Raw genomic sequence first — 12,195 nt, forward strand, 5'->3', positions numbered from 1 at the left:
GGAGCGCGGGACCGGGAATGGGCGGGAACGAGCGACGCGCACCAGGCCGCCACTTTTCCCAATCCCGATTCCCGAATCCCGACTCCCGGCTTCTTACAGCGTGCGCTGCACTTCGATGCGCTCGAAGCACTCGATCTGGTCGCCCGGCTTGACGTCGTTGTAGGCCTTCACGCCGATACCGCACTCGGTGCCGTTGCGCACCTCGTCGACGTTCTCCTTGAAGCGACGCAGCGATTCCAGCTCGCCCTCGAACACCACGGTGTTGTCGCGCAGCACGCGGATCGGCTTGTTGCGCTTGACCACGCCCTCCACGACCATGCAGCCGGCGACCGCGCCGAACTTGGAGCTGCGGAACACGTCGCGCACCTGGGCGGTACCGATGATCTCTTCGCGGATTTCCACGCCGAGCAGACCGGAGGCCACCTGCTTCACCTGGTCGATCACGTCATAGATGATCGAGAAGTAGCGCAGGTCCACGCCGTTGGTTTCGATAATGCGCCGCGCCGAAGCGTCCGCACGCACGTTGAAGCCGATCACCGTGGCCTTGGAGGCCAGCGCCGAGTTCGCATCGGACTCGGTGATGCCGCCGACGCCGGAGTGGATCACGTTGATCCGGATCTGCTCGTTGGACAGCGCCACCAGCGACTGCTTCAGCGCTTCCACCGAACCCTGCACGTCGGCCTTGATCACCAGGTTCAGCGACAGCTGGCCTTCGCCCTTGCCGAGCTGCGACATGATGTCTTCCATGCGGCTGCCCGCCGAGGACACCAGGCGCGACTCGCGGCGCTTGGCCTCGCGCTGCTGCGCCACGTCCTTGGCCAGGCGCTCGTCGTCGACCACGACGAAGTCGTCGCCGGCATCCGGCACGCCGGACAGACCGAGCACCTGCACCGGGATCGACGGACCCGCCTCGGCCGGCTGGCCGCCGGTCTCGTCGAACAGCGCACGCACGCGGCCGTACTGCACGCCGCACACCAGGTAGTCGCCGCGCTTCAGGCTGCCCTGCTGCACCAGCACCGTCGCCACCGGGCCGCGGCCCTTGTCCAGCGAGGATTCGATCACCACGCCGCTGGCGCGGCCATCGAACACCGCCTTCAGTTCCAGCACTTCGGCCTGCAGCGAGATCGCGTCGAGCAGCGTGTCGATGCCCGCGCCGGTCTTGGCCGAGACTTCGACGAACTGGGTGTCGCCACCGAATTCTTCGGCGACCACGTCCTGCGAGAGCAGTTCGTTCTTGACCCGCAGCGGGTCGGCGCCGGACTTGTCGATCTTGTTGACCGCCACGATCAGCGGCACGCCGGCCGCTTTGGCGTGCTTGACCGCCTCGATCGTCTGCGGCATCACGCCGTCGTCGGCCGCCACCACCAGCACCACGATGTCGGTCAGCTTGGCGCCGCGCGCGCGCATCGAGGTGAAGGCCGCATGGCCCGGGGTATCCAGGAAGCTGATGACGCCGCGATCGGTTTCGACGTGATACGCGCCGATGTGCTGGGTGATGCCGCCGGCTTCGCCCGAGGCGACCTTGGTGCGGCGGATGTAATCCAGCAGCGAGGTCTTGCCGTGATCGACGTGACCCATGATGGTGACCACCGGCGGACGCGAGCGCTTCTCGCCCTGCTCGTCCTCGGTGTGCGCCAGCAGCGCGTCCTCGGCGTCGGCACTGCCCGCACGCACCGGCTTGTGGCCGAGCTCTTCGGTGATCAGCGCCGCGGTGTCGTGGTCGATGGACTGGGTGATGGTGGCCATCACGCCCATCTTGAACAGCGCCTTGACCACGTCGCCGCCCTTCAGCGCGAGCTTCTGCGCCAGGTCGGCCACGGTGATGGTCTCGCCGATCGCCACTTCGCGCACCACCGGTGCGGTCGGACGCTCGAAGCCATGCGCGCCGCCGCCGCTGCGCGAGGGCTCGGGCTGGCGACGGCCGCCGCTGTTGCCGCCGCGCGGCTTGCCGCGCACGTTGGAACGGCGCGCGCGATCGGCCGCGGACAGGTGCAACTGGCCGGCGAAGCGGCTGGTGCTGTCGTCGTCCTCGACGCCGGCGACCATCACGTGCGAGCCACGGGTCTTGTGCTTGTTGCCGGCGTTGCGGTCGTCGCTGCGCGGCGCGGCCGGCTTCGGCGGATGGTGCGGCGCGCTGGCCGGACGCGGCGCACGCGGCGCAGCGGCGGCACCAGTGCCGGCACCGGTATTCGGGGTCGCAGCGGACGCAGGCGCAGCCGCGGCCGCCGGCGGCGCCGACTCGGCTTCCAGCGCGGCCTGCGCGGCCTTGCGCTCGGCTTCCACGCGGTCGCGCGCATCCTGCTCGGCCTGGCGCTTGCGCTCGATTTCCTCGGCGCGCGCACGGTCCTGCTCGGCGAGCTTCTGCTGTTCGGCCAGGTTGCGCTGCTTGGAGGCTTCCAGCTTGCGCAGGATCTCGGCGCGCTCGTCATCCACCCGTCCGCCCGACGACATGCCCGCGCGCTCGGCAGCGAGGTCTTCGGCGGTCTTGACGTAGGTACGCTTCTGCCGGACCTCAACGTTGACCGTGGTCTTGCTGCGACCGGCGCTGACCGTCACTTCCTGCAGCTTGCGCCGGTTCAGGGTGATCTTCTTCGGCGCGGCCTGGGCTTCTTCCTCGACCGGCTTGTCGGTCTTGCCGTGGGTACGGCGCAGGAAGCCGAGCAGCTTCATCTTTTCGGTACTGGTCACGACCTGGTCGGGACCGCTGAACTTCATTCCGGCCTCGGCCAGTTGAACCAGCAGTTTATCGACCGGCGTATTCACCAGTTCGGCCAGCTTGCGGATGGTGGTTTGCTGCGACATTCGGATCCTATGATCTGGTTGGCGCCCCCTCGCGTGCGAAGGTAGCGCGGATTCTAAGCCCTGATCGGTTCAGGGCGGCATTCATCGCTGACTCATTCGCCGCGTTCCAATCGGGCGATCTCCTCGGCACGGGCTGCCAGGATGAGCGCAGCGGCGCGCTCCTGGTCCACATCCTCGATGCCGAATTCGAGGATTTCGTCCGCAGCCAGATCCGACAGGTCCTCGCTGGTCCGCACGCCATGGCTGGCCAGCGCGTAGGCGGTGGCCTCGTCCATGCCTTCCAGCGACAGCAAATCCGCCGCCGGCACGCCGCTGTCGTCGCTTTCCTCGGCGGCCAGCGCCTCGTTGAGCAGCGCATCGCGCGCGCGGGCCCGCAGCTCCTCGACGATGTCCTCGTCGAAGCCTTCCACCGCCAGCAGCTCGCCGACCGGCACGTAGGCGATTTCCTCGACCGAGTTGAAGCCCTCGGCGACCAGGATCGCGGCGATTTCCTCGTCCACTTCCAGCTTTTCCATGAACAGCTGGCGGGCGACGGTCTGCTCGGCCTCGGACTTGGCCGCGACCTGCTCGGCGGTCATCACGTTGAGCTGCCACCCGGTCAGGCGGCTGGCCAGACGCACGTTCTGGCCGCCCTTGCCGATCGCCTGGGCCAGCCGGTCTTCGGCCACCGCCAGGTCCATCGAGTGCTTTTCCTCATCGACGATGATCGACTGCACCTCGGCCGGCGCCATCGCGTTGATGACGAAATTGGCCGGGTTGTCGTTCCACAACACGATGTCCACGCGCTCGCCGTTGAGCTCGTTGGACACCGCCTGCACGCGCGAACCGCGCATGCCGATGCAGGCGCCGATCGGGTCCGTGCGGGTGTCGTGCGCCAGCACCGCGATCTTGGCGCGGTCGCCCGGATCGCGCGCGCAGGCCTTGATCTCGACCAGGCCCTGGCCCACTTCCGGCACTTCCAGCTTGAACAGCTCGATCATGAATTCCGGCGCGGCGCGGCTGATGAACAGCTGCGGGCCGCGCGGCTCCGAGCGCACTTCGGCCAGGTAGCCGCGGACGCGGTCGCCGGCGCGCAGCACGTCGCGCGGGATGCCCTTGTCCTTGGGAATGAAGGCCTCGGCGTTGCCGCCCAGATCGACATAGATGTTGCCGCGCTCGGCGCGCTTGACCACGCCGGTGACCAGCTCGCCGATGCGGTCCTTCCACGCGTCCACCACCTGCTGGCGCTCGGCCTCGCGCACGCGCTGCACGATCACCTGCTTGGCGGCCTGCGCGGCGATGCGCCCGAAATCCGGGTTCTCGATCTGCTCTTCGATGTAGTCGCCGACGTCCACGCCTTCGGCTTCGTCGACCGCGTCCATCAGGCGGATCTGCCGGTCCGGCGATTCCATCACCACGTCGTCGGCCACCACTTCCCAGCGGCGGTAGGTTTCGTAATTGCCGTCCTTGTGATCGATGGTGACGCGCGTCAGCACGTCCTGATCGGGGTAGCGCTTCTTCGCCGCCGAGGCCAAGGCGGCCTCGATCGCGTCGAAGATCACTTCGCGCGGCACGCCTTTTTCGTTGGCCACTGCGTCGACTACCAGCAACAGTTCCTTGCTCATTCTTTCGCTCCGCGCGCAGCCTTGTCGGCTGCCGGTTCGTTGGATGGTTTCTTATTGGGTTTTGCGGTCTTGCCGGCCGGCTTGGGGCGCTTGGCCGGCGGCTTTGGGGTGCTACCCGGCTGCTTGGGCGTCTTGCCCGGCTTGGTCGGGGCCAGGCCCAGCGCCGCCCAGTCGGGCAGGATCCGCGCCTTGTCGATATTGTCGAAGTCCACCGCCAGTTCGGCGTCGTCGACCTCGAACACGATGCGGCCGGCGTCCGCGTCCACCTGGGCGATGCGCCCCTGCAGGCGCCGACGGCCCTGCTGCGGCAGCTTCAACACCACCTTGGCCGACTCGCCCTGGTGGCGCGCGAACTGCGCGGCGGTGAACAGCGGACGGTCCACGCCGGGCGAGGACACTTCCAGCGTGTAGTTGCCGCTGATCGGATCTTCCACGTCCAGCTGCGCCGACACTTCGCGGCTGACCCGCTCGCAATCGTCGATGTTGACGATGCGCTCGGGCTGTTCGGCCAGCGGCACGTCGATATACAGGCGCAGCGTGGCGCCGCCCGGGGCCGGCAGGTATTCCGCCCCCAGCAGTTCCAGACCCAACGCGTCCACGGTCGGGCCCAGCAGATTCGCGATTTCGTTTGCCTTGTCGCTCACAGCCTGCCTTGCATTTGAATGAATGAAATCGGTCCTGGCGGTTTTCCCGGACCCCGGAAACGACAAAGGGCCCGTTGGGCCCCTTGTCCGGTACGACTCCGGTAAAGCTGGATTCCGGTTGCAAAGACGGGAACATGCGTCTTCGCGAAGCCCAAATTTCCCTACCGCAGGCAACCGGTGAACTGGTTGCCGCTGTAGACAAATATGGTAGCGGGGGCAGGATTTGAACCTGCGACCTTCGGGTTATGAGCCCGACGAGCTGCCAGACTGCTCCACCCCGCAGCAGAAGCGGAATTATGAAGAACCAGCGCGGTTATTGCAAGCCCTGATTTTCATCCGACCCGGTGGCGATGCCGCCGGTCTTCGAGCGACATGATAACCGCACGCGACCGATAACGGAATACCGATAGCATCGCTCGATGCACAAACGACAACGCCGCCAGGACGGCGGCGTTGTCGCAAACAGCTTGAAAACAGCGCTTTGGCGCGCGATCAGGCCAGATGCGCGAACGCGCGCTGGCACCACGCCATCAGCGGGCTCCAGGCCAGGCCCAGCGCCAGCAAGCCGATCGCATTGACGCCGAGCACCACGCCGAGCACGCGGTCGTCGTTGGCCGGCAACGGCTCGCCGACCGGCTCGTCGAAATACATCACCTTGATCACGCGCAGGTAGTAGAACGCGCCGATCACCGCGCACAGCACCGACAGGATGGCCAGGCCGGTCCACCACAGGTTGTCGGTCGGCACCGCGACCACCGCGCCGAGCACCGCCAGCTTGGCCCAGAAGCCCAGGAACGGCGGCACGCCGGCCAGCGAGGCCATGATGCACAGCACCAGCAGCGCCATCCACGGGTTGCGCGCGTTCAGGCCCTTGAAGTCGTCGATGTGCTCGGCCTCGAAGCCCTTGCGCGACATCGCGATGATCGCGCCGAACGAGGCGGTGGACATCACCGCGTAGCAGATCGCATAGAACAGCGCCGCCGCATAGCCGCGCTCGCCGCCGCCGGCCACGCCGAGCAGCAGGAAGCCGATGTGCGAGACGGTCGAATACGCCAGCATGCGCTTGAGGTTGCTCTGCGCCAGCGCCATCAGGTTGCCGACCAGCAGCGACAGCGCCGCCAGGCCGCCGATCACCCAGTGCCACTGCTCGGCCAGCGGGCCGACGCCCACTTCCAGCAGCCGGTAGGCCATGCCGAACGCGGCCAGCTTCGAGGCCGAGCTGATGAACAGCGCGATCGGTGCCGGCGCGCCCTGGTACACGTCGGGCAGCCACATGTGGAACGGCGCGGCGCCGAGCTTGAACGCCACGCCGGCGATCATGAAGATGGTTCCGGTCAGCAGCAGCGTGCGCTCGTGGGTCGAACCGATCGCCTCGTGGATGCCGGTCAGGCTCAGCGTGCCGGTGGCGCCGTAGATCAGCGACATGCCGTACAGCAGCAGGCCCGAGGCCAGCGAGCCGAGCACGATGTACTTCATCGCCGCTTCGGTGGCCATGCCGTTGTCGCGGTTCGACGCGACCAGCGCGTACGAGCACAGCGCCAGCAGTTCCAGGCCCAGGTAGACCATCAGCAGGCTGCCGGCCGAGACCAGGATCATCATGCCGACCGTGGCGAACAGCACCAGCACCGGAATCTCGCCCTGGTACAGCTTGCGCTCGCGCAGGTAGCTCCAGCCGTAGATCAGGGTCAGCGCGCTGAGGCCGACGATCACCGTCTTCATCACGTCGGCGGCGGCGTCGCGCACGAACATGCCGTTGAACACCTCGCCCTGCCCGCCCACGCCGGCGAGCAGCATCGCGAACACCGCGACCAGGATCGCCACCGAGACGATATGGGTCCAGGCCTTGTTGCGCTCGCTGACGAACAGATCGAGCATCAGCAGGGCGAAGGCGCCGCCGGTCAGCACCAGCTCGGGGAGCAGGGGCGGCAGGTCGACGGCGGTCAGGGGCAGTAGCGCAGGGGTGGTCATCATCAAATCTCTGGAATCATTTCGCTCGACGGCCCGATTACAGCTTGCTGGTGGCGATCTGCGCCGCCAGCTTTGCGATCGAGGGTTCCATCAGGTCGGTCAGCGGCTTCGGATACAGGCCCAGGACCAGCACGCCCACCGCAAACACGCCCAGCACCAGCGCCTCGCGGCCGTTGATGTCCTTCAGCTCGGCCACGTGCGCGTTGGCCACTTCGCCGAAGAACACGCGCCGGTACAGCCACAGGGTATAGGCGGCGGTGATCACCAGGGTCGTGCCCGCACCGACGGCCAGCAGCGGATGGGTCTGGAAGCTGGCCATGAGCACCATGAACTCGCCGACGAACCCGCTGGTTCCCGGCAGGCCGGCATTGGCCATGAAGAACAGCATCGAGAACGCGGCGAACCACGGCATCACGTTGGCCACGCCGCCGTAGTCGGCGATGCGGCGGGTATGCATGCGGTCGTAGAGCACGCCGACGCAGGAGAACATCGCGCCGGACACGAAGCCGTGCGAGATCATCTGCACCATCGCGCCCTGCAGGCCCAGGCGCGCCGCATCGGTGCTGCCGAAGCCGACCAGGGCGAAGGCGATGAAGGTGCCGAGGGTGACGAAGCCCATGTGCGCGATCGACGAATAGGCGATCAGCTTCTTCATGTCGTCCTGCACCAGCGCGACCAGGCCGACGTAGATCACCGCGATCAGCGACAGTGCGATCACCAGCCAGGCCCACTCGTTGCTGGCGTCGGGCAGGATCGGCAGATTGAAGCGCAGGAAGCCGTAGCCGCCGATCTTCAGCGCGATCGCCGCCAGGATCACCGAACCGGCGGTCGGCGCCTCGACGTGCGCGTCCGGCAGCCAGGTGTGCACCGGGAACATCGGCACCTTGACCGCGAACGCGATCAGGAACGCGAAGAACAACCAGGTCTGTTCCTTGGAGGTCAGCGACAGCTGGTACAGGTCGGCGAGCTGGAAGCTGCCGCCCTTCAGGTACAGGTAGATCAACCCGACCAGCATCAGCACCGAGCCGAGGAAGGTGTACAGGAAGAACTTGACCGCGGCGTAGATGCGGCGCGGGCCGCCCCAGATGCCGATGATCAGGAACATCGGGATCAGCATCGCCTCGAAGAACACATAGAACAGCATCGCGTCGGTAGCGGCGAAGATGCCGACGGTGACGCCTTCCAGGATCAGGAACGCGGCCACGTACTGGTTGACCCGCTTCTCGATCGAGGTCCAGGCGCCGATCAGCGCCAGCACCGTGACCAGCGTGGTCAGCACGATCAGCGCGATCGCGATGCCATCGACACCGAGGTTGTAGCCGATGTCGTAGGCCGGGATCCACGCATGGGTTTCGACGAACTGCAGCGCGTCGCTGGCGTAGTCGAAACCGGTGAGCAGCGGCAGGCTGAGGGCGAAGGTCAGCAACGCGACCAGCAGCGACGCCCAGCGCGCCGCCTTGGCGTCGCGCAACGCGAGGATCAGCGCGCCGCCGAGGATCGGCAGCCAGATCAGGAGAGTCAGTAGGGGCCAGTTCGACACGTGTTCTTATTCCGTACAGGTCAACGCCAGAAATGCATCAGCACGCCCAACAGGGCAATGAGACCGATGATCATCGCGAAGGCGTAGTGATAGAGGAAACCGGATTGCGTGCGACGCAGCAGGTTGGCCGCCAGGTCGATCACGCGCGCGGTGCCGTTGACCATGACGCCGTCCACGACATGCGTGTCCACCGCACGCGACACCTTGCCGAGGCGCAGGCCGCCACCGGCGAAGCCGTCGATCCAGAGCTTGTCCAAACCGTACTTGTTCTCGAGGATCCACACCGGCAGCGAGAACGTCTTGCGCGCCTTCGCCGCCAGCTCGGGCTTCCACAGGTACAGGATCCAGGCCAGGGCGAAGCCGGCCAGGGTCAGGAAGAACGGCGGCTGGGTCAGGCCGTGCAACGCGAACGCGACCGGGCCGTGGAACTCCTCGGCCAGCGCGCCGACGCTGTCGCGCGCCGGGTTGTAGAAGTCGATGATGCCGCTGAAGAAACCGACCGCCTGGCCCTTGATCGCCACCGCGGCATGGTGCCCCGCCCAATCGGTGCCGAACAGCATTGGGCCGATGGTGAAGAAGCCGATCGCGATCGACGGGATCGCCAGCAGCACCAGCGGCACCGTCACCACCCACGGCGACTCGTGCGGCTCGTGCGCGCCATGGTGGCCGTGGTCGTCGTGACCATGGTCGTCATGCGCATGCGCGTCGTGCGCGTCGGCATGCGCGCTGTCGTGGTGCGCGTGCGCGTCGTGCGCATGCGCATCGCGGAAGCGTTCCTTGCCGTGGAAGGTCAGGAACAGCAGGCGGAAGCTGTAGAAGCTGGTGATCAGCACGCCGCCGAGTACCGCCCAGTAGCCGTAGGTCGCGATCCAGTTGTGCGACTCGTGCGCATGGTGCGCGGCCGCCTCGATGATCGTGTCCTTGGAGTAGAAGCCGGCGAAGAACGGGGTACCGACCAGGGCCAGGGTGCCGATCACGCTGGTCCAGTAGGTGACCGGCATGTACTTGCGCAGGCCGCCCATCTTGCGCATGTCCTGCTCGTGGTGCATGCCGACGATCACCGAGCCGGCGGCCAGGAACAGCAGCGCCTTGAAGAAGGCGTGGGTCATCAGGTGGAACACCGCTGCCGAGTACGCCGACACGCCCAGCGCCACGGTCATGTAGCCCAGCTGCGACAGCGTCGAGTAGGCGACCACGCGCTTGATGTCGTTCTGCACGATGCCGATCAGGCCGGTGAAGAACGCGGTGGTGGCGCCGATGAACAGCACGAAGTTCAGCGCGGTTTCCGACAGCTCAAACAGCGGCGACATGCGCGCCACCATGAAGATGCCGGCGGTGACCATGGTCGCGGCGTGGATCAGCGCCGAGATCGGGGTCGGGCCTTCCATCGAGTCGGGCAGCCACACGTGCAGCGGCACCTGCGCCGACTTGCCCATCGCGCCGATGAACAGGCAGATGCAGATGATCGTCGCCACGTTCCACGGGTGGCCCTGGAACAGCTGCACCTGGGCCAGGCCGCCGGCCGTCTCGCTGCCGAGCACCGCCGTGGCGTTGGCGAACACGCTGGCGTAGTCGAGCGTGCCGAACCACAGCAGCACGCCAGCGATGCCGAGGATGAAGCCGAAGTCGCCGACGCGGTTGACCAGGAACGCCTTCATGTTGGCGAACACCGCGCTCGGCCGCTTGAACCAGAATCCGATCAGCAGGTACGACACCAGGCCCACCGCTTCCCAGCCGAAGAACAGCTGCAGGAAGTTGTTGCTCATCACCAGGCTCAGCATCGAGAAGGTGAACAGCGAGATGTAGCTGAAGAAGCGCTGGTAGCCGGGATCCTCCGCCATGTAGCCGATGGTGTAGATGTGCACCAGCAGCGATACGAAGGTCACCACCACCATCATCATCGCGGTCAGCCGATCGACCATGAAGCCGACGTGGGCCGAGTAGTGGCCGACCTCGAAGAAGGTGTACAGGTTCTGGTTGAACGGCGACGCGCCCTGCCCGACCAGCTGGTACAGCGTCCAGCACGACAGCGCACAGCTGATCGCCACGCCGAGGATGGTGACGGACTGGGCGCCCTTGCGGCCGACCTGGCGACCGAACAGGCCGGCGACGATGCTGCCGACCAGCGGCGCAAGCACCACCGCGATCAGCAGACTCTTGGAGAGAGTGATTTCCATCTACGGGTCAGCCCTTCAGCGAATCGACTTCGGCCACGTTGATCGTGTGGCGGGTACGGAACAGCGTCACCAGGATGGCGAGGCCGATGGCGGCCTCGGCCGCGGCCACGGTCAGGATGAAGAACACGAACAGCTGGCCGGCGGCGTCGCCGAGTTCACGCGAGAACGCGACGAAGTTGATGTTGACCGACAGCAGCATCAGCTCGATCGACATCAGCAGCACGATGACGTTCTTGCGGTTGAGGAAGATGCCGGCCAGGCTGATGCAGAACAGCACCGCGCCGAGCGCCAGCATGTGGCCTAGGGTGATCATGGCTGGCCCTCCTGCGGCGCCGGAGCCGGGGTGTGCAGCGTGGGCGTTTCGGCATCCATCTTGACGATGCGCAAGCGGTCGCCGGCCTTGACCCGCGCCTGCTCGCCCGGGTTCTGGGTCTTGATGCCGGTGCGCTTGCGCAGGGTCAGCATCACCGCCGCCACCACCGCCACGGTCAGGATGATCGCGGCGAATTCGAACGGCAGCAGGAACTGGGTGAACAGGGTCTTGGCCAGCCAGGTGATGTTGGAGGTGTCGGCGGCCTGCGCAGCGGCGTTGTCGGCCGGGAACGGGGTGGCGGTGCGCGCCTTGACCCCGATCAGGGTGACCATCTGCACCAGCATCGCCACCGCCACCACCAGCCCGACCGGCAGGTAACGCACCCAGCCCTGGCGCAGCCGCGCGGTATCGATGTCGAGCATCATCACCACGAACAGGAACAGCACCATCACCGCGCCGACATAGACCAGCACCAGCGTCACGCCGAGGAACTCGGCGCCCACCAGCAGCCACACGCAGGCGATGGAGAAGAAGGTCAGGATCAGGCACAGCACCGCGTACACGGAGTTGCGCACGCTGATCACCGCGCCGGCGGAGACCGCGGCGATGGTGGCGAAGATCCAGAAAGCGATATTTACCCAATCCATTTCGGGACCTCAGCGGAAGGCGGCGTCGGCGGCGCGGCGCTCGGCGATCTCGGCTTCGAGCCGGTCTCCGATCGCCAGCAGCTGCGGCTTGGTGACGATGTTCTCGCCGCGGTTCTCGAAGTGGTACTCGAGCACGTGGGTTTCCACGATCGAGTCCACCGGACAGCTTTCCTCGCAGAAACCGCAGTAGATGCACTTGAACAGGTCGATGTCGTAGCGCGTGGTGCGGCGGGTGCCGTCCTCGCGCTTGGCCGAATCGATGGTGATCGCCAGCGCCGGGCACACCGCCTCGCACAGCTTGCAGGCGATGCAGCGTTCCTCGCCGTTGGGATAGCGGCGCAGCGCGTGCAGGCCGCGGAAGCGCACCGACTGCGGGAACTTCTCCATCGGGTACAGCACGGTGTACTTGGGACGGAACGTGTACTTCAGGGTCAGCCACAGGCCGCCGAGCAGCTCGAGCAGCAGCAGGCTCTTGAAGTAATGGGTGACTTTATTCATCG

9 protein-coding genes and 1 tRNA gene are annotated in these 12,195 nt (G+C 66.4%); all 10 read right to left on the reverse strand.

All coding sequences use genetic code 11. The features are described 5' to 3' along the window. Positions 1–93: 93 nt before the first annotated feature. Positions 94–2,802 carry a translation initiation factor IF-2 gene (gene infB, locus AB8810_RS15345; RefSeq protein WP_191824706.1) on the reverse strand — a complete coding sequence of 903 codons (2,709 nt, stop codon included), beginning with the start codon at positions 2,800–2,802 and terminating at the stop codon, positions 94–96. Positions 2,803–2,894: 92 nt separating this feature from the next. Continuing rightward, complete coding sequence (gene nusA, locus AB8810_RS15350) at positions 2,895–4,406, reverse strand: transcription termination factor NusA (protein WP_179563856.1); 1,512 nt, start codon at positions 4,404–4,406, stop codon at positions 2,895–2,897. After that, positions 4,403–5,050, reverse strand: a complete 648-nt coding sequence (rimP, locus tag AB8810_RS15355) for a ribosome maturation factor RimP (RefSeq protein ID WP_369914115.1) — start codon at positions 5,048–5,050, stop codon at positions 4,403–4,405. The genes nusA and rimP overlap by 4 nt, the downstream gene beginning before the upstream one ends. A gap of 205 nt (positions 5,051–5,255) precedes the next feature. Next, positions 5,256–5,332, reverse strand: a tRNA-Met gene (locus AB8810_RS15360). A gap of 210 nt (positions 5,333–5,542) precedes the next feature. After that, complete coding sequence (nuoN, locus tag AB8810_RS15365; RefSeq protein ID WP_191824842.1) at positions 5,543–7,018, reverse strand: NADH-quinone oxidoreductase subunit NuoN; 1,476 nt, start codon at positions 7,016–7,018, stop codon at positions 5,543–5,545. A gap of 37 nt (positions 7,019–7,055) precedes the next feature. Further along, positions 7,056–8,558 carry an NADH-quinone oxidoreductase subunit M gene (locus AB8810_RS15370; protein WP_179563854.1) on the reverse strand — a complete coding sequence of 501 codons (1,503 nt, stop codon included), beginning with the start codon at positions 8,556–8,558 and terminating at the stop codon, positions 7,056–7,058. Positions 8,559–8,578: 20 nt separating this feature from the next. Further along, positions 8,579–10,735, reverse strand: coding sequence for an NADH-quinone oxidoreductase subunit L (nuoL, locus tag AB8810_RS15375; protein ID WP_369914116.1), 2,157 nt, complete (start codon positions 10,733–10,735; stop codon positions 8,579–8,581). A 7-nt stretch (positions 10,736–10,742) separates the two neighbouring features. After that, positions 10,743–11,048: an NADH-quinone oxidoreductase subunit NuoK gene (gene nuoK, locus AB8810_RS15380; protein ID WP_179563852.1), complete on the reverse strand. Its 306-nt coding sequence runs from the start codon at positions 11,046–11,048 to the stop codon at positions 10,743–10,745. After that, positions 11,045–11,695, reverse strand: coding sequence for an NADH-quinone oxidoreductase subunit J (locus AB8810_RS15385; protein ID WP_179563851.1), 651 nt, complete (start codon positions 11,693–11,695; stop codon positions 11,045–11,047). Before AB8810_RS15385 ends, nuoK begins: the two co-directional genes overlap by 4 nt. Before the next feature lie 9 nt (positions 11,696–11,704). After that, a complete protein-coding gene (gene nuoI, locus AB8810_RS15390; protein ID WP_003467418.1) occupies positions 11,705–12,193 on the reverse strand; it encodes an NADH-quinone oxidoreductase subunit NuoI in 489 nt (162 codons plus the stop codon). Positions 12,194–12,195: the final 2 nt, after the last annotated feature.

The organism is Xanthomonas sp. NCPPB 3005 (assembly GCF_041228095.2).
Taxonomy (GTDB): domain Bacteria; phylum Pseudomonadota; class Gammaproteobacteria; order Xanthomonadales; family Xanthomonadaceae; genus Xanthomonas_A; species Xanthomonas_A bonasiae.